Here is a 21,682-nt window from a genome sequence, read left to right as displayed (position 1 = left end):
TGCGACGGGTGGATGCCGAAGGGCGGCTGGCAGGAATTCAGCAGCGCTGACAGTCTGCAGCGACCGAGCGGGGCGACGACGGAGCCCACAGCAAAGTCTCAGCAAATGGTGCGGGTGCAGCCCACTCGCGGCGGCAAGGGGGGCAAAACTGTGACGGTAATTCGAGGCTTGGAGCTTGATGCTGCGGGCTTCAAGGCTCTGCTGAAGAAACTCAAAACACGCATCGGCAGTGGCGGCACCGCCAAGGATGGGGTGATCGAACTTCAAGGAGATCAGGTCGACCTGACTCTCGAGCTGCTCAGCAAAGAGGGATACCGGCCGAAACGAGCTGGTGGATAAGTGAGAATGACCGCCACTTCATGCCGTGGCCATGACTGCCAGCCCCACCTACGGAGAACTCACCAACAAGGGTGCGTCCACCAACATCGCTTGGCATGAAGCCTCCGTAGGCCGAGACGAGCGCTCGAAGCAGCGCGGCCATCGCAGCGCCATCCTCTGGTTCACCGGACTCTCCGGTTCCGGCAAAAGCACCCTGGCCAACGCCGTCAATGCGGCTCTGTTCGAGCGGGGGCTCGCCACCTATGTGCTGGACGGGGACAACATCCGCCATGGGCTCTGCAAAGACCTGGGTTTCTCCGATGCCGACCGGGAGGAGAACATCCGCCGCATCGGTGAAGTGGCCAAGTTGTTCCTGGATGCGGGGGTGATCGTGCTGACCGCCTTCGTCTCCCCCTTCCGCGCTGACCGCGACAAGGCCCGTGGCCTGGTGGAGGACGGCGACTTTCTCGAGGTGTTCTGCGCTGCCGATCTCGATGTCTGCGAATCCCGCGATCCCAAAGGCCTTTACGCCAAGGCACGGGCTGGGCAGATCAAAGAATTCACCGGCATCTCCAGCCCCTATGAAGCCCCAGAAACGCCCGAGCTGAAGATCGACACCGGCAAGCAGGATCTGGCCGACTCCGTGGAGCTGGTGATCAAGGCACTCCAGGAGCGGGGGGTGATTCCGGCGGCCTGACATCGCCAGCCCTGGCGGCATCGGCCAGGGTCTTGATGCAACTGGCCACCGGAACCGCCAATAGCAGTCCCAGGAGATCCCCAACGCCGTAAAGGGCGCCCACCCGGGCGCCGATCGGCAAAGCAATCAGCAACCAGGCCGGTTGCAGCCCAACGATGCTGCCCATCAGCCGCGGTTGGATGACCTGATCCACGATCTGACCAACGACGATCGCCGCGGCGAGCAGCTCGAATCCTGTGCGGGGATCCTGTACTGCCAAAACTGCACTCACCGAGACAATTGACACAGCGCTGGCGTAAGGCACCAGGGTGGTGAATCCGATCAGCACAGCGAACAACACTCCGTAGGGGATTTTCAGGGCGGTGAAGACCAGAAGCTGGCCGCCACTGAGGATCAACGCCAGCACAACCTGCCCGGCGAAGTAGCCCCGAAAGGTGCGCTCGAGGGTCGTCTGCACCAGCTCCCGCCAGCGATCCGGCAGCCAACGGGCCAGGCCTTCGACGATCGGATCCGCCCCAAGCAGCAGAAAAACCGCCAGCACCAGCACGATCACCACATTGATCGTGGTGCCCACCGTTGCCCCCAGAAGTCCCAACAAGCGCTGGCTCAGCTGCGTGGCCAGGCGACTGAACTGGGACACCAGATCGCTGCTGAGATCAGCGAAATCGGCGGGCAAACCATGGTCCACCGCCCAAAGCTGACCCCGGTCGATCCACTGCTCTGCGGCCGTCAGCAGGGACGGTGAGGCACTGATCAATTGGCTGAGCTGTTCAATCAGCAGCGGCACCAAGGCCACGGCCGCCCAAACCAAAAGCCCCACGGTCACCAGAACAACGCTCACGATGGCCCAGGCGCGGGGCAGGCCCCGTTGCGTAAGCCAGCGGCAGGGCAGATCCAACAGAAAGGCAATCAAGGCCGCGGTCAGAAACAGCCCAGGGAACGGCGCGAACTGAACCAGCAAGCGCTTCAGCACAAAGGCGTTCAAGCCCAGCACGGGGAGGAGAAGACCGAGACGCAACCAGGCGGGCCAGGGCGTCATCGAGAGGATGACGCATTTCGATCAGTGCTGATCAAGAGAAGAAAGCTTGGAAGCGGAACTGACGTAATGGCACCAAAAACTGAGCCAGGCGGCAATCCCAAGAAACTTGAATCCCTCTTCAAAAATCTGCACCGTCTCGTAGGAATTCGGCCAAAGCCCTTGAAGAGCATCGGTCAGAACCGACAGGCCCAACAGCACAACGGAAACCAAAAAAGTGTCGCCACCGAAGCGCCGAAGGGGGCCACGGAAGCGGAACAACAGCAGACCGGTGAAGAAGGCGTAGGTGATGTAGAGGAACGCCTCACCGAGGTAGCGGTCGTGCACCAGGAACATGTCGTCGAGGCAAAGCCATAGCGAGAAACCACCCCCACAGAAGGCAAATTGCCGGTTCAGAACGGAACCTTGGATCTGCCGGGTGGACGCCGCAAACAAGGCAATGGCAGCCGCCGCCATCCAGAGCAAATAGCCCACGCTTGAGAGAAAGCCCTCCCCCAGAGGCGCTTTGCAGGACTGGGCCAAATCCTTCAACACCATTTTGGCGCTGATGCCCTCTGAAGCACTCCAGCCCAGCGCAATCGCATAGACGATGGCCGCCGGCACCACCGCCCAAAGCAGCGTGGAACGAAGCGTGGAACGAACGGGAACACTCATGAATCCATCTGGGAGAGGTAATCCGTGCTGCCCAGATCAACCAGGCGCGCATCCTTGGCCACCACAGCATCGTGGAGGCTGCTGCGGTAAGCCTCAAGTTTCCTGGCCAAGCCAGCATCCGCCACCGCCAGAATCTGAGCCGCCAGCAAGCCGGCATTGAGGCCCCCACCGATGGCAACGGTGGCAACAGGGATCCCACCCGGCATCTGCACAATCGAATGGAGGGAGTCGACCCCCGAAAGCGCCCGGCTTTTCACCGGCACGCCAATCACGGGCAGCGTGGTGAGGGCAGCCACCATGCCAGGGAGATGGGCAGCCCCGCCGGCACCGGCGACGATCACACCGAAGCCCTGATCCCGGGCGGCCTGGGCGAAGCTCACCATCTCCAACGGCGTGCGATGGGCCGAGAGCACCCGAACCTCCACCTCCACCTCCAGCTCGCGCAGGATGGCGGCGGCGGGATCCATGGTGGGCAAGTCAGAGTCACTTCCCATCACAACGGCAACTCGGGGGAGCACTGGCGGCACAACGCAGAGGGGCAAGACTGCCATCGTCTCCCCCCATGGCTGCCGAGGCCAGTGTTGCGTTGATGCATCGGATCACCAACGTTCGTTTGCCTGGTCCCCTACCTGGCGACGGAGACCAGCGCTATGCCGTCTGTTTGGACTCCCAGGGGCTGATTTGCCGCATCGAAGCGATGGGCACTGAGGACCAACAGACTGATGAGAATTGGAACGGCGACTGGCTCAGCCCCCGAGGCGTCGATCTGCAGCTCAACGGCGGATTGGGGCTGGCCTTCCCGGAACTGACACCAGCAGATGTGCCCCGTCTTGAGGAGCTCCTGGAGCTGTTATGGCGCGATGGTGTCGAAGCGATCGCGCCAACCCTGGTGACCTGCGGCATCGCGCCGCTGCGCCAGGCCCTGGCCGTGCTGCGGGAGGCGCGGGAACATCACCGTCCCGGCCGTTGCCGGCTGCTTGGTGCCCATCTGGAGGGCCCCTTTCTGGCGGAGGCCCGCCGCGGTGCCCATCCCCGTGAGCACCTGGCACGCCCCAGCCTGAAAGCCCTGGCTGAACGGATCGGTGGGTTCGAGACGGAGATTGCCCTCGTGACCATGGCCCCCGAACTGGAGGGAGCCGCTGCGGTGATCCAACGGCTGCGGGAGCTGGGCATCAATGTGGCCCTCGGCCATAGCGCCGCCACTGCCGAGCAGGCCAGTGCCGGTTTCGATCAGGGGGTGGGCATGCTCACCCACGCCTTCAACGCCATGCCGGGCTTGCACCACCGGGCGCCAGGCCCGCTGGGAGAGGCCTGCCGGCGCGGTGGGATCGCCGTGGGGCTGATCGCCGATGGCGTGCACGTGCACCCGACGATGGCCCTGCTGCTGCAAAGGCTGGCACCGGAGCAGACGGTGCTAGTGAGCGATGCCCTCGCCCCCTATGGCCTTGCCGACGGGGAACACCGCTGGGACGAGCGGGTGCTGGTGGTGGAGAACGGCACCTGCCGCCTCGAGGACGGAACCCTGGCAGGGGTGACCCTGCCCCAACTGGAGGGGGTTAAACGTCTCGCCCGCTGGAGTGACGCCCCCAGTGCTGCGATCTGGAGCGCCACGGTGGCGCCACGCATCGCCATTCAAACCAGCCGGTCGTGCGTCGATGCGCTACTTGGCCGATCTATCCAAGACCTCCTTCGCTGGAGTATCGACCAAAAAACATTATCGTGGCGAAATGCACAACTAAGCCCATGAATTACAAAGCTTTGGGCCTGAAGCTTGGGCTAGTCATCATGACAGTGAGCGCAACAATCACAGGCGCAACAGCTATCGCAAACGAGATGCCATCCTGGGAAGGAAGCATCGTTAAAGTTGGAACAGTTGATGACTATCTCCCCTGCTCGGATCAAATCAATCAACACTTCGAAGGCCTCTCCATCGATATCTGGAGAAGAATTAGCGAAAGACTCAATATCAGTTACACAATGCAACCAATATCAAGCTTTGACCAGGCGGTCGCACTCGCAGCGAATGGGGAATTCGACCTGATCGCTTCCTGCCACGAAATCACACCCGAACGACTGCAATCCATCGAATACGCAATCCCCTACACCACCGGGGGAATCGTGATCGCAAGCCAACAAAGCAAAAAGCCAGTCATCAGCCTTGTAGGCAAAATCATTCAGAACAAAATTGTTGTTCGATGTAGCTTCCTACTTATCGTAATAACAGGCCTAACGGCATGGTCATCTAGTTACTTCAACAACTCAAGACCCGCGTCAAAGCTAAAAGCCAGGCGACTTGCGAAAGCGTGGACATTTTTGATACTCAATGATGGCATTGACACAATTGTCGGAAACAAGATCCGTGATCACATTACAGTTTTAATCACAAGCCTTGTGCATACACTGCTAATGGGAGCCATTATCGGAACGACAGCAACAATTATCTTCGAAGAAAATATCACAAAAAGAACAAACGAACTAGCCAACAAGGAACTCTACCAACTTCTCCAACAAGGCCTGGCAGTGCAAAAAGAAACATCTAATGCTCACTGGCTAGAAAAACAGATGAACAATACAGGAATCACGCGCAACATGGGCGCAACTCCGATATATGCATCAGACATGCAACACCTAATGGAACTAATTCAAGGAAAAAGTGATCCAAAGCCAAAGCACATGGTAACGAATATAACCACATACAAAACAATACTCAAGCAATCGGAACTAGAAGATGAATTCGAACTCTCCTACCAAATGCCAAGCAAAACACCGCAGGCTTTCGTCTTCGGAAGCAACATCAATCAAGAACTCAAAAAAGCGATCAATGTTGAAATAGCAAAATTGAATAGAAGCGGACTGACAGAGCAAATTGAGAAAGATTGGCGCGACTAAGGCCACCAAGGGCGGCAAGCACTCAGGAACACAGATACATGATCAGCAATATCCAGTGGTAACATGATCAAAATCGTTTAAACACAGTGGCAGCGGAACAGAAGCTTGAAATAAAAGAGAATGAAAAAAAGGTCGTCAAAGGTTATTTCGAAACCACGGGATTTGATCGCTGGAATCGCATCTATAGCGACAGTGATGACGTGAACAAGGTGCAGCGCAACATCCGTATCGGTCACCAGAAAACCGTCGATGAAGTGCTGGCTTGGATCAAGGAGAGCGGAGAACTGAACCAGGCGAGCTTCTGCGACGCCGGCTGCGGCGTCGGCAGCCTCAGCCTGCCGCTGGCGGCCATGGGGGCTGGGTCGATCAATGCAAGCGACATCTCCGAGGCCATGGCCAAGGAAGCTGAGCGCCGGGCGCGCGAGGCCGGCCTCGACATGGCCAAGCTCAACTTCTTCGCCAGCGACCTGGAAAGCCTGAGTGGCTCCTTCCACACGGTGTGCTGCCTGGATGTGTTCATCCATTACCCCCAAGAACCGGCCGAGGAGATGGTGAAACACCTCTGCAGCCTCACGGAAGAGCGGCTGATCGTGAGCTTTGCGCCCTACACGCCGCTGCTGGCTCTGCTGAAGGGCATCGGTCAGCTGTTCCCTGGCCCCAGCAAAACCACCCGGGCCTACACCTTGAAGGAAGACGGCATCGTCAAAGCGGCAGAAGCCTGCGGCTTCAAGCTGGTGCGCCGCAGCCTGAACAAAGCCCCCTTCTACTTCTCGCGGTTGATCGAGTTCCGCAAGGCGTGACATCGAGGCGTCGTCCACCCCTTCACGGGGTGGACGCGCTCAACGTTTTTGAGTTCAGAACTGGAAGGTCACACCCCCGCTCGCGCGCCATGTGGTGCCACGGTCGCTGGCCCAAAACTCCATGCCACCTCTTCCGTACAGCTTCACCGAGATGCCGTTGAAGTTCTGCACCGTGTAGTCCAGACCCGCCTCAAGCAAGGCGCCGTTCTCGGTGCCCAGCTGTGAATCGAAATTCACCGTTTTCTTGGTGAAGTTGTAGCCAATCTCCTGGCCCTCGTTCGCCTGGTTCCAATCCGCCAGCCAGGCAGCACGCAGACTCGGCACCAACAGCGACCGCTCGCCGGTACGGATCGGCACCGACAGCCTCATCCCCAATTCCGTCTCCGCAAAGTTCGTCGTGCGGCTCTTGTACTTCAGCCGCAGGTTCTTCTCCGTTCCATGGCTTTCGGAGAAGCCTTGTTCTTGGTTCCGCGTCCACACCACTTGGCCTTGCGGTTCCAGCACCACGCCACCGGTCTTGAACGGTGCACCAATCCGCAGTGCTCCCAGATAACTGGTGACGCTCTTGTCGCCCTTGGCGGTGTTGCCGCCCAAATAGCTATTGATGCGCAGGATGTGGCGCGACTGCTCGCCGCTGAATTCACTCGCCCCCAATAGACCCTGCAAATAGAAATGGCGGGTGGAGTATTGGGCAGTGATGCCGCCGCCCCATCCCTCAGGGTTCCAGCTGCCACCACCGGTATCACCGCTGAGCTGGTTCACATTCAGATCGCCGTAATTCGCATAAGCACCGATCTGGAAGCTCTCGCTCAGCGCCACATCCACACCAAAGCTGGTGCCATAGGCGCTCAGGTCGTAGTCGTTGTACAAAATCGACGACTCATCGGCCCTGCTGTTGCCGCCGAATCCCTTCACCCAAGCGCTTACGCCATCACGCTTGGCCAGATCCAGCTCGTCGTCCTGCTGATCGACAAGGCTCACCCCATCAAGCTCAATTACCACTTCTTCTGTCTCAACCTCAACAGCAACCTCGCCATTCACCTCCACATCGGCGACCTCAACCTCTGCCACCGCTCCTTCCACATAGGCAGTTGCTTCTCCATCACCAAGCTCCTCAGCCTTCAGCCACAGCGGTTGCACGGGGTCCGCCTGCTCAATCACGGCCTCTTCTTCCACAACGCTCTCCTCAACAACTTCTTCTGAAATCAGCAGTTCCTCGAACTGACGCAGCGGCTGGCGATCAAACACCGCATCCACCAGCAGGTTGTTGTGCAACGCCAAACCACGGCCCGCCGCATCCACATTCCGTGGGGCTAAGCCACTGCCCACCAACTTTGCCAATTGCCCGTAATCAAAGCCCAATAGCAGATCAATCTCCTCATCTTCTACACCGTCGAGCACGGCGTCAATAATCTCCACCGCAACCTCTTCCTCCTCTTCCCAAGCTTCATCCTCATCACCATCAATATCACTAATCACGTCGCACAAGTCGTCATCTTCTTCACAACCGGGAAGTGGATCAGGCTTATCGTTTTTGCATTCATCGCCCTCACAGACCGGCTCATCCGGGTCAGGCTTATTAGGCTCTTCTTTACACTCTTCAAGGGCAGGGTATAAGTCGCAGATCGGCGGATCCGGGTCAGGCTTATTAGGCTCTTCCTTACACTCATCAGAGTCAGGATGCAAGTCGCAAATAATCTCATCCGGGTCCTTTGCTTCAACAACAAGCTCTAAAGAGCCTTCGGCTAAATAACCCTTGTAAAGAGCTGGGCCATCTTTGGCGTTCTCTTCACCGATTCCATCGAAGGAAAAAATCTGATCTTCACTAACAACAATATATGTATTTTCGGCAAGATCATTAATATTTTCGACGTTTCCATCAATAATTTGATACCGTGCTTTGCCATCATCATCCAACTCAACATCGTGATATTCCTCAGGAATTGCAACAACAAGGGTCCCGCTATCATAGTCAAATGACTCACTCACACGTAAAGGAGGGTTCGTTCTTCCATCCAAAGAGGTGATGATCCCTCCTGGATTTGAATTCTCCAAAGAGTAAGCATCTAGCGTAATTGTCTTAGACACCAACGGCTGATCAGGAGAAACAAACACTTTTCCACCTTCTTTAATACTAAGCCGATCAATCTTGAATTCACCCTTACCCGTGGGCTCTGATCGCAGATCGAGCTGGCCAGTACCAGTCACGAATGTCGGAGATTCCCGAGGAATCGCAGACAGATTAGCGAGCAACAAAATACCATCGTCAACGGTTGTCTCGCCCTGGTAGGTGTTAACACCAGAGAAGGTGAGTGTGCCATCGCCAACTTTCATAAAGCCACCACCACCGGAGATCTCTCCAGACACAGTGGTAGCCATATCCAAACCACCAGCAGTCAGCATCTGATCTTCAGCAATAACAATATTTCCAGCACCTTCAATCGAACCAACCTCATCGCTATTAGCAACTTCATACGTCGCATCATCGGAAATAGAAACCGCTGTGGAGTTGCTCAGCGTTCCAGTAACTCGCAAAGTACCCTCAAGGATATTGGTATTACCTGTATAGGTATTTTCGGCAGCAAGAGTGGTTATACCTTTTCCCGTAAAAGCAAGATCACCCACACCCGAGAATGAAGCCACAAAAACATCCTTGAAGGCACCATTAAAGGCTGTATTAATACCGTCATTATCAATTGTTCCGCCTTCGGAACCAACCCAGAAAGGAACATCTAGTTCAGTATTAGATACTTCTCCAGGAACATCTTCAACCGTGACAAGAGTACCGCCCTCAAAGACTGGAGCGTAGCGATCTTGTGCAACCACATTCTCCCCAGAATCATAAACACAAGGATTAGTGGCACTTTTTATTAAGCCATTGGGACCATTTCCGGTTGTTGGCCTTTCGCCTGCAGAAATCGCATTAACTGCACAGCCACCAAAGGCCTGAATTCGATTATCATTACCCCCTTCAGTGTAATATTGAATTGAATTCCATTCATACATTAATCCCTCACCCCTGGTCGAATCATTATCTGGCCTCTGCGTGCCTAATAGTGGAGGAGAGCCTTTCCAATTTCCAAAAATAAATCCACCGCCATTATCATAACCGTTTAGATTTAAATCACCATTAGCATCTAGCAGGCCTTTGGTCTCTGCATAACTTCGATATCCATCCGAAAGGCGCTCTGCCAGCTTCTCATCATCTCCCCAAGGAAAGAATTTTCCTATTTTTTCGTCAGTCCACCATTGCCCTAAAGAGATTCCAGGGACTTCCTCTATTTTTGGATTTGACTTTGGATCAGACCACGTGTAGTAATTAATTGCATAGTAACCGTCATCACCCTCGACAACTGTTTGCATCTCTGAGGGCAAAGTATAAATTTTTACTACGCCGCTACTGGCTATCTCTGACCCGACCGGCGAAGGAGCCGCCTGTGCATGCGCAGCAGAAACAGATAGAGCAATGCCCAGAGAGAGACCTGAAAGCAATTTTCTGGACACCGGACACAAAAAAGATCTTTCTTGGTTTTAGCAGCGCTACCAAAGCATGCTATACAGAAAATATTGACTTTTGACTTACAGTTAGAAAGGACCATGAAAGATGCTGAACGAGCGCCTCTTTCTTGTTCATCTTTCTCAAACTACAATATTTTTACGCTAGTCATCACAGGCCTGCCTGCAACCAACACCCGATCCAAAAAAAATTGCATCTAGCAAGACTAAAAATAAGCATCTCTAGTCATCGCATTGGAATCGATGGCCATGGCCCTCCAGCCGGCAAGCATGCAACCGATAACCCCCATCACCGGGGGTTGCTGTTGCTGAAATCTCACGATTGAGCAAGTACAACGGATCGCCCAGCAATGGGCTGCCCAGCTGCGCCAGGTGGATTCGGATCTGATGCGGCCTGCCTGTGGTGATCGTCACCTGCAAGCGATCGCCCTGAGCCGTGCGCTCCAACAGCTCCAGCTCGGAGTGGGCTGAGAGCCGTTTGCGGATCGGCTTCTCCTCCAACGGTTCCGGCCCCCAGATCCAACCGAGCAGCGGATGCGGCCGTTCCACCACATCACTGCTCACCGTCAAAGACTGCCCCAACTCCAACCCCGGCACCCGCTGGCTCCAGGCCTGATACACCTTTCGGCAACCACCATCAGGCCGGAACTGCTTCGACCAAAGGGCACGGGTTTGCGGCGAACGGGCACACACCTGCAATCCAGAGGTGAAGCGCCCCAAGCGGTGCACCGGCCGCGCCCCTGTGGGTTCGAGCAAGGCGGTGAGGGTGTGGCGCAAAAAGCCACCACCGGGCATCACCGGCAAGCCCGAGGGCTTATTGATCACCAACAGGTCGCCGTCATCGTGGATCGTCTCCCACTGATCGGGGATCGCCTCCTCCAGCCATGGCGGACGCCGCCAGCAGAGAACCTCTCCACCCTGCAGCGCTCGATCCTCTGAGAGAAGCGCTCCGTTCAAATCCAGCTCACCGGCGGCGATTCTGTACTGCCACACTGCCCTATCGGAGTGGCGGTAGCGATCCGCCAACCATTCGCTCACCAAGGTGCCGGAATCGATCCGCGGCACCTTGTCGCGGTAGGTCCAGCCGTCGTTAAGCGCGGCCGCCTTCAAGTCACCAGACGGTGCTCCAGCGCATAACGCACCAGTTCCGTGCGGCTGGAGGTACCCGTCTTGTTGAACAGACGGCTCACGTACTTCTCGACATTGCGGATCGAGGTCTCCAGCTGACGGGCGATTTCCTTGTTCATCAAGCCTTCTGCCACCAGCTGCAGCACACTCGCCTCCCGCGGCGTGAAGCTGTGCACCACCGGCTCGGTGGAAGGCAGCGCTTCCGCCTGGGCCAGCAGCGAGCGGATCTCGGTGATCTGCTTGGCCATCTGGCCCATATCGGTGTCGGCAAAGCGAGCCGCTTCCTGCAGCAGCCGTTGCTGACGCTGGGCGACGTTGCGCACCCGCGCCACCAGCTCATCAGGATCGAAAGGCTTGGGGATGTAGTCATCCACTCCGGCGAGATAGCCCTGGGTGCGGTCTGCCGTCATGCCCTTGGCGGTGAGGAAGATCACCGGGGTGCCGCCGAGCCGTTCATCCGCCCGCAGCTTCTGCAGCAAGCCATAGCCATCGAGCCGCGGCATCATCACGTCGCTGATCACCACATCCGGCAGCATCTGCTGGGCCTTGGCGAATCCTTCTTCCCCATCCACCGCGGTGGTCACATCGAAACCTTCGTCTTCCAGGTAGGCCTGCACCGCTGTGCGCAGACCCGGCTCGTCATCCACCAGCAACAGCCTTGGCGTGGGCGCCGCGGCCTCTACGGATTCATCGGTGGGGGTGGGCGCGTCGCTCATGGCCGGAATCGCTCTGGTCGCAATGTATGGAGACCGAGCTCATCGAGCTAGTGCGGGTAACTGCTCCTGCTGTTCGGGAATCAGGGTCGAATAGCCCAGATCCAGAGCTTTTTGACGCAACGTCGCGGGATCGGTTCCCGCGACCTCCGGCACGCAGGCTGCCCACCAAACCAGGTGATCCTCCCTGTTGAAATCGGTGATCGGGCCGCCGGGATTAAGGGTGCGCACGTACACCACCAGCGGCGTGCGTTTCACCCGCACAGGCTTGGTGGTGGAACAGTTGACGCTCTCGATATAAACGTTCAGATCCGACGCCGACTCCTCCCACAAGCTGTAGCTGCGGGTATCGGGATTCGAAGGCGCTGGCGTCACCCCATAGATTCCGATCGACAAAGTGCCGACGGGGGCCGGTCGTTCGATCAACACCTTGAGATCGGCCGGCCGGGATTGGCGCATCTGCTCCAGCACCTGCTCACGATCAAAGCCGCTGACAGGCTGCGCGCAGACCAACCAGCCCAAGCCCAGCAGAGCCATCGGCAATCGCAGACCCATGCCAGTGCTGTTTGCAATGCAGCACCATGATCGCAACATCTGCCTGATTCGTCCTGAGCGGTTCCGCTCTCGCCTTTGATTTCCAAGCCACCACCCCCTGTGCGGCTGAGGTGGTGGAGGCGATGGCGCCCTTCTGGAGTGCGGAATGGGGCAATCCCTCCAGCCGTCAGCATCGGCTCGGCCTCAGCGCCTCTGCAGCGGTGAAGCTGGCGCGACGTCAGCTGGCGGAGGCTCTGGAGGTGACCCCGGAACGGCTGGTGTTCACCAGTGGTGCGACGGAGGCCAACAATCTGGCGCTGCTGGGCCATGCCCGCGCCCTAGGCAAGGCCCATCTGATCAGCGTGGCCAGCGAACACCACGCCGTGCTCGATCCCCTCAAGCAGCTGCAGCGGGAAGGCTTCAGCGTGACCCTGCTGACCCCAGGCCCCGATGGACTGATCACTCCGGAACAGCTGGAGGAGGCGATCACCCCCGACACCCGGCTGGTGAGCGTGATGGCAGCCAACAACGAAATCGGTGTGCTCCAGCCGCTGGAGCAGCTGGGTGCCCTCTGCCAGGCCCATGGCATCACCCTGCACAGCGACGGGGCCCAGGCCTTCGGGACGCTGCCGCTGAACCCCGACGCCCTGGGGGTTGATCTACTGAGCCTCAGTGCCCACAAGCTGTATGGGCCCAAAGGCATCGGCGCCCTGGTACTGCGGGAGGGCATCGCCATCGAACCGCTGCAGTGGGGGGGTGGCCAGGAAGCAGGGCTCCGGGCCGGCACCCTGCCCACCGCCTTGATCGTGGGCTTTGCCGCGGCAGCCCGCCTCGCGCTTGAAGAGCGGGATGAGCGCAACAGCCGGCTGCAACGCCTGCGCAATCAGCTCTGGGAAGGCCTGCAGCAGCGCCTTCCCGGCGTGCTGCTCAATGGAGCGCTGGAGCCGCGCCTGCCCCACAACATCAACATCAGCCTGCCTGGGGTGAACGGCAGCCGCCTACATCGGGCCCTGCGCCCCCACCTGGCCTGCAGCAGTGGCTCCGCCTGCAGCAACGGCGCTCCATCCCATGTGCTGCAAGCGATCGGTCGCTCACGCGCTGAAGCCGAAGCCTCGCTGCGCCTGAGCCTGGGGCGCGAAACCACAGCAGCCGAGGTGGAACAGGCCATCGCCGTGATCCACGACGCCGTCGCTGCCGCCCAGCTCTGATCCCCCTACGTTCCATTCGACTGAGCTAGATCCATGAGCAGCAGGGCCGAACTCTCCGTCGGGACCGCCATCCAGGAAGGCTGGCGTGCTTTTCGCCTGGCCCCCTGGGTCTTTGTCGGTTTTGTGCTGCTCAGCGCGCTGCTCGCCCAATTGGCCAATCTCATTCCCGTCCTGGGCGCGCTGGTGGCGACTCTGGTGAACCTTTGGGGCGGCGTCGGCCTGATCCGCGGCTCCTGGATCGCCCTGGAAGGCACCGCCCCCAGCTTCGAAGACTTCACCCGCTGGAACGGCTCTGCCGCCTGGCGCCTGTTCAGCCGACAGTTGGTGCTGACTCTGCTGCTGCTGCCCATCGCCCTGCTGGTGATCGTCGTGGCCCTCAATGCCGCAGATGCCTGGACCGTGTTTCGACCACTGATGAACCTGGCGTTAACAGTGGACCCCAACGATCCGCAGCTTGCAGACGCAGGCAGTGCGGCCGCCCTGGAGCTGGCGCTCAACGTCAGCAGCAGCCCCCTGGCGTTGCTGACCCTGGCCGTCGGCTGGCTGTTCGCCACTTACATCCAGGTGAACCAAAGTTTCCTTGGCTTCATTGCGCTGCTGGAGGATCTAAACCCGATCGCCACGATCCAACGGGGCATCACTGTGGTGCAGGGCCAGTGGTGGCAGGTGCTGGGCCTGCTGATCCTGCAGGTGCTGATCCTGCTGTTGGGGTTTCTGGCCTGCGTGGTGGGTTTGGTGGCCGCCGCTCCGGTCTGCATTTGCATCACCGGCGCTGCCTACCGACAGCTGTTTGGCCAAGAAGACAAAACCGGCTTCATCAGCCCTCACTGACCCTGCAGGCCAGGCGCCATTTGGCACTGCGGCTGCGGGGATTGGCCTCTTCCTCTTGGTCGGTGGCCACCACCGGTTTGCGGGTGATCCGTTGCAAGCGCTCATCCCGCAAGAAGGCGGTCTTGACGCGGCGGTCTTCCAAGGAATGGAAACTGATAATCCCGAGCAGGCCCTCAGGCTCTAGCCAGTCGGGGGCCTGCTGCAACAAGCGATCCAGCACCCCCAGCTCATCGTTCACCGCAATGCGCAGGGCCTGGAAGGTGCGGGTGGCTGGGTGAATCCGCCCTCGCCGCGCCTTGGGGGGGTAACAGCCCGCCACGGCATAGGCCAACGCGGCGGTGCCGCCATAGGCGCCGTTCTCCTTGATGTCGGCTTTGATCCGCCGGGCGATGCGGCGAGAGAGCCGTTCCTCCCCATAGCCATAGATCAGATCCGCCAACTCGTTTTCCTCCAGGCGGTCGATGAGCTCGGCCGCGGTCTCCCCCTCACCCCCCGCGTTCATGCGCATGTCCAACGGACCATCGAGGCGAAAACTGAAACCCCGCTCCGCCACATCCAACTGGGGACTGCTTACCCCTAAGTCAGCCAGCACCATCACGGCGGGCTCGGGCGGCACAAAGTCGGCAAAGTTGGTGGCAACGATCGAAACACGCTCTCCGAAGCACGCCAAACGCTCTGCCGCCGCCGCCCGGGCCGTGGCGTCCTGGTCCAAGCCAATCAAGCGCAGGCCTGGATGCTGTTCCAACAACAGGGCGCTATGGCCGCCACCACCGAGGGTGGCGTCAATCAACAGGCCCTCCGGGCGAGGGATCTGCCGGGCTGCATCCAGCACCGCATCGGCCAGTACGGGCACATGGCTGAAGGGGGGCACAAGCCACAGGCGAAGACTCCTTAAGATCTACTCATCGATCGGACCACCGCTCCCATGACGCAGCTGGAAACGCGCACGGAGCCCATGGTGGTGAACTTCGGGCCTCACCACCCCTCCATGCACGGGGTGCTGCGGCTCGTGGTCACCCTCGATGGTGAGGACGTGGTCGACTGCGAACCGGTGATCGGTTACCTCCACCGCGGTATGGAGAAGATCGCCGAGAACCGCACGAATGTGATGTTCGTGCCCTACGTGAGCCGCATGGACTACGCGGCGGGGATGTTCTACGAGGCGATCGTGGTGAACGCCCCGGAAAAACTGGCTGACATCCCGGTGCCCAAGCGGGCCAGCTACATCCGGGTGCTGATGCTTGAGCTCAACCGCATCGCCAACCACCTGCTCTGGCTTGGACCCTTCCTGGCGGACGTTGGGGCCCAGACACCGTTCTTCTACATCTTCCGCGAGCGGGAGATGATCTACGACCTCTGGGAAGCCGCCACCGGCCAGAGGCTGATCAATAACAACTATTTCCGAATCGGCGGCGTCGCCGCCGACCTGCCCTGGGGCTGGCTGGAGAAATGCCGCGATTTCTGCGACTGGTTCGGCCCAAAAATTGATGAATACGAAAAGCTGATCACCAACAACCCGATCTTCCGGCGCCGCATTGAAGGCCTGGGAACGATCGAGAAGAAAGACGCCATCAACTGGAGCCTCTCCGGCCCGATGCTGCGGGCCTCCGGCGTTCCCTGGGATCTGCGCAAGGTCGACCACTACGAGTGCTACGACGACTTCGACTGGCAGGTCGCCTGGGAGAAAGAAGGCGACTGCTACGCCCGCTATCGCGTGCGCATCGAAGAAATGCGCCAGTCGCTCAAGATCCTCCGCCAGGCCTGCGACATGATCCCCGGCGGCCCCACCGAAAACCTCGAAGCCAAGCGCCTCAACGAAGGCAAGGGCAGCGATGCCACTGGATTCGACTTCCAGTACGTGGCCAAAAAAGTGGCGCCCACCTTCAAGATCCCCAACGGTGAGCTCTACACCCGGCTGGAGTCGGGCAAGGGGGAGATCGGCGTGTTCATCCAGGGTAACAACGACGTCACCCCGTGGCGCTTCAAGATCCGCGCTGCCGACAGCAACAACCTGCAGATCCTTCCCCACATCCTCAAGGGACACAAGGTGGCCGACATCATGGCCATCCTCGGTTCCATCGACGTGATCATGGGATCAGTGGACCGCTGATCAACGCAGCCGGCAACGCTCCTTGCGACTGAGCCAGAGCAGGAGCACCACCAGCAATGGGGTCAACAGATCTGTGTAAAGCACCGACCCGGCATTTGATGGAGCGGTGTTGCTGTCGACCAACAGCGACACCACATGGCCGACACCATCGGCAAAAAACCAGCTGCAGTAGCCGACCATGGCTGCCAGCAGATAGTCGCGGCGTCGGTACCAAAAACTGGTGAGGCCCAGGAGGCCGATGGTGAGGTTGGCGTAGGCCACTTCGTTCTGGAAGGGGCTGTTGGACCAGCCGATCTGTTCAGCAATGAACGGACCAAACGCCAGATGAGCCACAAAGCCGTACACACCGCCGATCCCCAGAACCCAGAAGGCGATCCAAAGCAGGGATGCCTCCGCCCATCGATCAAGCCGCCAGGCTCTGCGGGTCTGCAATGCAGCCAGGACCAGAGCCAAGATCAAGCTCCAGACCGGCACATTGGCCAGCAAGGCACGACTCAGAGCTTCCATTCCCTCATCCGTCCAACACTGATCAGACTGTGGCCAGGTCAGCTGGTCGCATCAAGCTCTGAACCGTTTTCTTCGTCGGCTGCAACGCACGGGTTATCTGCTGCCCGCGACCCTGACGGGCACGTTATGGCTCAAGGGCCTGCATCCAGCCCTTCCGGGCCTTGGCTGCCCCCTTCGCGCACTCACGGGCATGCCCTGCCCCACCTGCTTTCTGACCCGAGCGACGGGAGCAGCCCTCACCGGTGATCTGAGCGGCTCGCTGCAATGGCATTTCTTCGGCCCCATTACCGCCCTAGGGCTCATCCTCTGGAGTGGCCTGGCTCTCTACCAACGCCGTCTCATCCCAAAAGGCCTGCCCCTCTGGCCCGTTCCCGTCGTTGGTGGAGCTTTGATCAGCTACTGGCTGCTGCGCCTAAGCAACAACACCTGGCCCAGCGGCTGAACCCTCAACGCAACAGGCCGCGCTCATAGGCCATGTTCTGGAGGAAAAAGCTGGCCATGGGGATCACCACAAAGCCACCTAAACCGCAGGTGATCAGGGCAAGAAACGACACAACGATGCCCGTCAACACCTCAAGGCCCACAAAGCTCAAACCGTTCTCCGAGCGGTAGACCACCTGAAACGACTGGGCGAACGCTTCACCGATGCCCATGTCGGTGACAAAAATGCGATTCACAAACACCGGCGTGACCAACGCCACCGCAATGCCGGGAAGGATGCAGAGCAGAAAGCCAATGGTGGTGGCGAGCGAAAAGAACAGCCCCGCCAAGAGATAGCGCCCCCAACGGCTTGTGAGCAGCTGAGCAACCGCTGAAATCGTCACCACCTCACCACGCTCGTAATAGAGGGCAGGAACAGCCACCAGCAACACCGACAACAGGCTGGCCAGGAGCGAGAAGGGCAGCTGAACCAATTGGGCCAGAACAGCCCCGAGCCCCAGCGCCGCATCGCTGCTGCCAAGGGTCGCGGACACCACGACGATGATCAGGGCATAAGCGAGAACACCGAGCAGCGACAGCACGATGGAGCCCACCCAGATCACCAGAACCACGGGGACGTGCTGCAGAAAGGCCTGCCAGGCCTTCTGAATAGAGGGGCGCTCATGAGCGATCGGCGCGGCCATGGTTCAAGCTGAACTTCTGTCAGGGTGACAGTCGGCACCAGCTTCAACAACACAACGCCATGACCTCTGCCCCCTGGCTGGAGCTGAGCCGAACCGTGCGCTTCAGCGACACCGACGCCGCCGGTGTGATGCACTTTCAGCAGCTGTTGGGCTGGTGCCACCAGGCCTGGGAAGAAAGCCTGGAATGCTTTGGTCTTCCGGCTGGTTCGGTGTTCCCCGGCGGACGCGGAGAGCAACCCGGCGTGGCCCTGCCGATCGTGCACTGCCATGCCGATTTCCGTGCCCCGGTGCAGGTGGGCGACAAGCTGCTGATCCGCCTGGAACCAGAACGGCTCGATCCCAGCAGTTTTGCGGTGAACAGCCAGGTACTGCTGGAGGAGCAGCTTGTCGCCCTTGGCTGCCTGCACCACATAGCCATCGACGCCAAAACGCGTCGCCGCTGTGCCCTGCCCGATGGGGTGGAGCGGTGGCTGGAAGCATCAAGCATGGGCCGAATCCAACCGCTGTAACCACTCCCGCCAGCGCTGGCGCTGCCATTTCCCCAGCGCAGAAGGGGCCAAGTCGGGGCACAACACCCAACGCCGTGGTGTCTCCGGCGGCTCCCAGTAACGCGTAAGGGTCGCAAGGCGCTGAAGCACCGCATCGTCAGCGCTGCCCACCAGCGCCACCAGCGTCTGCCCCCACTCCGGATTGTCAACACCCAGCAACAACACGGAACTCACCGGAAGCGATGCCGCCTGCACCGCCGCCATCAAACGCTGCTCGAGCTGCTCAGGAAACACGGTTTCACCACCGGAATGAATGGCGCCATCCATTCGCCCCACGATCTGAAGGCCTGGGGTGAAAGCGGCTCGATCCCCAGAGCGCCACCAGCCATCCGCATCCGTGAGCTGTTCGAACCGATCCGGCTGATCCGCACACCAACGTCCATGGGCCAGCCGATCGGTGCGCACCTCTAGGGCGCCATCAGCGGCCAGGCGAAGCTCCACATCTACCAATGGATCCCCACAACCCTGCTCACCATCCAGGAAGCGGGCCGGCGGCAAGGCCGCCACCATCGCCGCCGTCTCAGTGGAGCCGTAACAAGGCGCCAGGGGCAGCATCAAGGCGCGAGCCTGCTCCGCCAACGCAGGCGGCAGAGCAGCACCACCGATCCATATCAGCTGCATCTCCAGCAGGAAGGCCACCCCGTCGGGATGGACCAGCAGCCGCGCCAGCTGCGTGGGCACCAACGAAAGCAACACAGGCTTGGTCCCCCAGGCGGGCAGGCTCCGGCAACACGCGAGCAATTCGGTGGGGTTTTTCATCAACCCCGGCTGCAACTGCTGATGCGAGGCACCCCAGCAACGGGCTCGCCACCAAGGCATCAGACCACTGACATGCGCCATCGGCAGTGGATTGAGCAGCAGGGTGGCGGCGGGGTCGAGAGCCATTCCCTTTATCCAGTGCGCGGTGGCTGCTGCCGAACGGTCCAGATGGTCCAGGGGCTGGGCGCAACAACGGCTGCCGCCACTGCTGCCACCACTGCGCACCAGCACCCCCGGCCCTGGCGGCAGATGATCGATGGGAGCAGCATCCGCCTCCGGCGACAGGCTCACCCACTGCCCTGCCGCCAGACCGCGCTCCAGCTGCTCGAACTCGCTCATATCGCCGCGGCCCAGACCACCTCTGGATCGGTGGAAAACAACGCCCCCGATGGCGTCCAGCCGGGGGCAAGACCCGGTGCCGCCGGCGTAGGGCCCTGCGCCTGAAGCCCGGCCAGATGCTCCAGCCAACGCCGACCGATACCGGTTTCGAAGGCTGTGCTCACCATCCGTTGGGGCACCCCCGCCTGCAGCTCCCGCAACAGCACTCTGGGATCACCCTCCAGCGCGGGCCGCCGCACCTGCCAGCCGCTCCAGCTGCGCCGCAGCTCCGGCCGCTGGTGGAGTGATTCATCCAGGGCCACCGGTCCAAGCGCCGCCAACTGCTCCAGACCGGCTTGATCCTCCACCGCCAGAGGTTGTTCCAACCAGGCCAGGCGTGGGTCATCGCACAACCGTTGCATCCAGGCCTGCGCCGTGCTGCGATCCCAACCGGCATTGGCATCCAGGCGCAATCGAGCCGTGGGCGGCAGGTGCTGGAGCAGCTGATCGAGCAGGTGGCGCTCCAGGGAATCCGCCTCCGTCGCCACCTTCCACTTGAAGGTGCGCCCCTCAAGGCCTCTCGCTGACTCCGCCACAGCTTCGAGGGCCGTGAGCATGGCCTCTCCTGCCGGCAACAACAGCGCCGGCGTAGGAGCTTTCAGCCACCCCTGGGACGCCTGACCTCCCACCAGCCCATCCAACTCCGCCAGCGCCGCACCAAGGCCAAAGCCCACAGGCCCCGGCGCATCGCGCAGCACGGCCTCCAACTGCACCCTGGAGGGCACATCCGGCAGGGAGGCGAGGGCGCCCTCACAAGACGACCACGGCGACGTGAACTGCTGCTGCTGAAGCGGTGCCACTTCTCCCCAGCCCACCGCCCCTTGTTCGTCGTCGAGACGCAGCAACCAGCCACAGCGCTCTGTCAGAACGCCTGCTGCCGTTCGCAGCGGCTGCAGCAAAGCAAAGCGAAAGGAGCAACGCTGCAACCGGAGCGTCATCCGCCGCTCCAGACGCGGGCCAGGGCCAGGCCCACACTCAACCCCAGACCATTCCAGCCCTGAAAGCGCAACGCCAGAAACTTGCTGCTGCTGATCTGCTCGGGCCGGTCGTGATGGCGCTGAAGCAGACGCATTAGCTGCACCCCCGCAGGGAGACCGAGTCCGCTCAACACCACAGATGCAGGCCAGTCCCCATGCAGCACGGGCACCCACTCCAAAGCGAGCGTCAAGGCCACAAACCAGGGCACCAGTGCCGCCGCCCTTCGTGTGCCAAGACGCACCACCGGCGAGCGTTTGCCATGGGCCGCGTCCTCCTCCACCTGATGGAAGTGGGAACAGAACAACACCAGGGTGGTCGCCAGAGCTGGGCCTGCCCCCAACATCCAGGCAGTGCCCCATGGGATCGACACAGCCCCCCTGGGCTGCAACACCAACAGGGCAGCAGCGGTAGCAAAGGGCCCAAACGCCAGCCAGCACAGGGGCTCACCCAAGCCGCGATAGCCCAATCGAAACGGAGGGCCCTGGTACACGTAGCCCAGGCCGCAACACACCAACACCAGGGCCAACACCGCCCAGGTGCTGCTCCAGGCCAGCAACGCCATCAACAGCAACCCCACCACCAACGCGGCGGTCGCCCCCTGGGCGACGCGATCCCTGCGGCCGGTGAGGTTCACCACCGAATGGGGCTTGCCGGTGGCATCCACACCCGTCGCCGCATCAAAAACATCGTTGCTGAGGTTTTCCCAGAGCAACAACAAAATGGCCGCCAGCAAAAAGCCCCCCAGCTGCAGCCATCGCAAGGACCCTTCAACACCGAAATGCCATCCAGCCGCGACCAGCACTGGCATCACGGCGACGGAATACATCGGCCACTTGATGGCTGCCTTCCACAAACGGCGCCGATCGGCGTAACGGGATGCGACAGCCTGCGGCTCAGACATGGACAGGACCCGTTCCCGCAGGGCGAAGACCCATACATTTGAGCAGTAACCCT

The 21,682-nt window shown here is 60.2% G+C and carries 23 protein-coding genes; 10 read left to right on the top strand and 13 right to left on the bottom strand.

What is annotated here, in order from left to right:
• Positions 1-12: 12 nt before the first annotated feature.
• Positions 13-339, top strand: coding sequence for a translation initiation factor (locus NCN06_RS09540; RefSeq protein ID WP_115024994.1), 327 nt, complete (start codon positions 13-15; stop codon positions 337-339).
• Between the two features lie 31 nt (positions 340-370).
• Positions 371-1,015, top strand: coding sequence for an adenylyl-sulfate kinase (cysC, locus tag NCN06_RS09535; RefSeq protein WP_115024469.1), 645 nt, complete (start codon positions 371-373; stop codon positions 1,013-1,015).
• Here cysC and NCN06_RS09530 read toward each other — a convergent pair.
• From NCN06_RS09530 to purE, 3 genes are read right to left on the bottom strand one after another with little or no spacing between them, the layout of a single operon-like run.
• Positions 975-2,054: an AI-2E family transporter gene (locus NCN06_RS09530; RefSeq protein WP_226397391.1), complete on the bottom strand. Its 1,080-nt coding sequence runs from the start codon at positions 2,052-2,054 to the stop codon at positions 975-977. The genes cysC and NCN06_RS09530 overlap by 41 nt on opposite strands.
• A gap of 21 nt (positions 2,055-2,075) precedes the next feature.
• Positions 2,076-2,705 carry a DUF8692 domain-containing protein gene (locus NCN06_RS09525; RefSeq protein WP_226397392.1) on the bottom strand — a complete coding sequence of 210 codons (630 nt, stop codon included), beginning with the start codon at positions 2,703-2,705 and terminating at the stop codon, positions 2,076-2,078.
• On the bottom strand, positions 2,702-3,256 hold the full coding sequence (gene purE, locus NCN06_RS09520; protein ID WP_226397393.1) for a 5-(carboxyamino)imidazole ribonucleotide mutase: 555 nt from the start codon (positions 3,254-3,256) through the stop codon (positions 2,702-2,704). The genes NCN06_RS09525 and purE overlap by 4 nt, the downstream gene beginning before the upstream one ends.
• 38 nt (positions 3,257-3,294) lie before the next feature.
• On the opposite strand from purE, the gene NCN06_RS09515 reads away from it, so the two are divergent.
• From NCN06_RS09515 to bchM, 3 genes are all read left to right on the top strand, one after another.
• Complete coding sequence (locus NCN06_RS09515; protein WP_502988834.1) at positions 3,295-4,452, top strand: amidohydrolase family protein; 1,158 nt, start codon at positions 3,295-3,297, stop codon at positions 4,450-4,452.
• Positions 4,449-5,594 (top strand): substrate-binding periplasmic protein, encoded by a 1,146-nt coding sequence (locus tag NCN06_RS09510; RefSeq protein WP_226397395.1) that lies wholly within the window; start codon positions 4,449-4,451, stop codon positions 5,592-5,594. The genes NCN06_RS09515 and NCN06_RS09510 overlap by 4 nt, the downstream gene beginning before the upstream one ends.
• A gap of 86 nt (positions 5,595-5,680) precedes the next feature.
• Complete coding sequence (gene bchM, locus NCN06_RS09505) at positions 5,681-6,394, top strand: magnesium protoporphyrin IX methyltransferase (RefSeq protein WP_226397396.1); 714 nt, start codon at positions 5,681-5,683, stop codon at positions 6,392-6,394.
• Between the two features lie 54 nt (positions 6,395-6,448).
• Here bchM and NCN06_RS09500 read toward each other — a convergent pair whose 3' ends face one another.
• The 4 genes from NCN06_RS09500 to NCN06_RS09485 form a co-directional block, all read right to left on the bottom strand.
• Positions 6,449-9,757, bottom strand: a complete 3,309-nt coding sequence (locus tag NCN06_RS09500) for an autotransporter domain-containing protein (protein ID WP_250398884.1) — start codon at positions 9,755-9,757, stop codon at positions 6,449-6,451.
• A 375-nt stretch (positions 9,758-10,132) separates the two neighbouring features.
• A complete protein-coding gene (locus NCN06_RS09495; protein ID WP_226397398.1) occupies positions 10,133-11,020 on the bottom strand; it encodes a pseudouridine synthase family protein in 888 nt (295 codons plus the stop codon).
• Positions 11,017-11,754: a response regulator transcription factor gene (locus NCN06_RS09490; protein WP_115024484.1), complete on the bottom strand. Its 738-nt coding sequence runs from the start codon at positions 11,752-11,754 to the stop codon at positions 11,017-11,019. The genes NCN06_RS09495 and NCN06_RS09490 overlap by 4 nt, the downstream gene beginning before the upstream one ends.
• A 39-nt stretch (positions 11,755-11,793) precedes the next feature.
• Positions 11,794-12,306 carry a hypothetical protein gene (locus NCN06_RS09485; RefSeq protein WP_226422730.1) on the bottom strand — a complete coding sequence of 171 codons (513 nt, stop codon included), beginning with the start codon at positions 12,304-12,306 and terminating at the stop codon, positions 11,794-11,796.
• Between the two features lie 53 nt (positions 12,307-12,359).
• On the opposite strand from NCN06_RS09485, the gene NCN06_RS09480 reads away from it, so the two are divergent.
• Positions 12,360-13,493, top strand: coding sequence for a cysteine desulfurase family protein (locus NCN06_RS09480; RefSeq protein WP_226397561.1), 1,134 nt, complete (start codon positions 12,360-12,362; stop codon positions 13,491-13,493).
• Positions 13,494-13,526: 33 nt separating this feature from the next.
• The gene (locus NCN06_RS09475; RefSeq protein WP_226397400.1) at positions 13,527-14,324 is read left to right on the top strand and encodes a hypothetical protein; all 798 of its coding nucleotides are present in this window, start codon (positions 13,527-13,529) and stop codon (positions 14,322-14,324) included.
• On the opposite strand, the gene rsmH is transcribed toward NCN06_RS09475, so the two are convergent.
• Positions 14,311-15,195, bottom strand: coding sequence for a 16S rRNA (cytosine(1402)-N(4))-methyltransferase RsmH (gene rsmH, locus NCN06_RS09470; protein WP_370629790.1), 885 nt, complete (start codon positions 15,193-15,195; stop codon positions 14,311-14,313). The two genes, NCN06_RS09475 and rsmH, sit on opposite strands and share 14 nt — an antisense overlap.
• A gap of 54 nt (positions 15,196-15,249) precedes the next feature.
• Between rsmH and NCN06_RS09465 the strand changes: the two genes are divergently transcribed.
• Positions 15,250-16,434, top strand: coding sequence for an NAD(P)H-quinone oxidoreductase subunit H (locus tag NCN06_RS09465; RefSeq protein ID WP_226397402.1), 1,185 nt, complete (start codon positions 15,250-15,252; stop codon positions 16,432-16,434).
• Here NCN06_RS09465 and NCN06_RS09460 read toward each other — a convergent pair whose 3' ends face one another.
• Positions 16,435-16,941, bottom strand: coding sequence for a DUF6790 family protein (locus NCN06_RS09460; RefSeq protein WP_226397403.1), 507 nt, complete (start codon positions 16,939-16,941; stop codon positions 16,435-16,437). It abuts the gene before it with no gap.
• Between the two features lie 79 nt (positions 16,942-17,020).
• On the opposite strand from NCN06_RS09460, the gene NCN06_RS09455 reads away from it, so the two are divergent.
• Positions 17,021-17,383, top strand: a complete 363-nt coding sequence (locus tag NCN06_RS09455; protein WP_226397562.1) for a DUF2752 domain-containing protein — start codon at positions 17,021-17,023, stop codon at positions 17,381-17,383.
• Between the two features lie 4 nt (positions 17,384-17,387).
• On the opposite strand, the gene NCN06_RS09450 is transcribed toward NCN06_RS09455, so the two are convergent.
• Positions 17,388-18,065: a hypothetical protein gene (locus NCN06_RS09450; RefSeq protein WP_226397404.1), complete on the bottom strand. Its 678-nt coding sequence runs from the start codon at positions 18,063-18,065 to the stop codon at positions 17,388-17,390.
• Between the two features lie 59 nt (positions 18,066-18,124).
• Between NCN06_RS09450 and NCN06_RS09445 the strand changes: the two genes are divergently transcribed.
• Positions 18,125-18,574 (top strand): acyl-CoA thioesterase, encoded by a 450-nt coding sequence (locus tag NCN06_RS09445; RefSeq protein WP_226397405.1) that lies wholly within the window; start codon positions 18,125-18,127, stop codon positions 18,572-18,574.
• Here the strand turns inward: NCN06_RS09445 and NCN06_RS09440 are convergent.
• Genes NCN06_RS09440 through menA form a run of 3 tightly spaced genes read right to left on the bottom strand, consistent with a single transcriptional unit; the run spans position 18,545 to position 21,629 of the window.
• Entirely contained in the window at positions 18,545-19,711 is a 1,167-nt protein-coding gene (locus tag NCN06_RS09440; protein WP_226397406.1) for an AMP-binding protein, read from the bottom strand. The two genes, NCN06_RS09445 and NCN06_RS09440, sit on opposite strands and share 30 nt — an antisense overlap.
• On the bottom strand, positions 19,708-20,688 hold the full coding sequence (menC, locus tag NCN06_RS09435; RefSeq protein WP_226397407.1) for an o-succinylbenzoate synthase: 981 nt from the start codon (positions 20,686-20,688) through the stop codon (positions 19,708-19,710). Before menC ends, NCN06_RS09440 begins: the two co-directional genes overlap by 4 nt.
• Complete coding sequence (gene menA / locus NCN06_RS09430) at positions 20,685-21,629, bottom strand: 2-carboxy-1,4-naphthoquinone phytyltransferase (RefSeq protein WP_226397408.1); 945 nt, start codon at positions 21,627-21,629, stop codon at positions 20,685-20,687. Before menA ends, menC begins: the two co-directional genes overlap by 4 nt.
• Positions 21,630-21,682: the final 53 nt, after the last annotated feature.

Origin of the sequence: Synechococcus sp. MU1648 (genome assembly GCF_023630615.1) — a bacterium.
Classification (GTDB): Bacteria; Cyanobacteriota; Cyanobacteriia; order PCC-6307; family Cyanobiaceae; genus Parasynechococcus.
The sequence above is the reverse complement of the archived record's forward strand: the minus strand, read 5'-3'. Positions and strand labels throughout refer to the sequence as shown.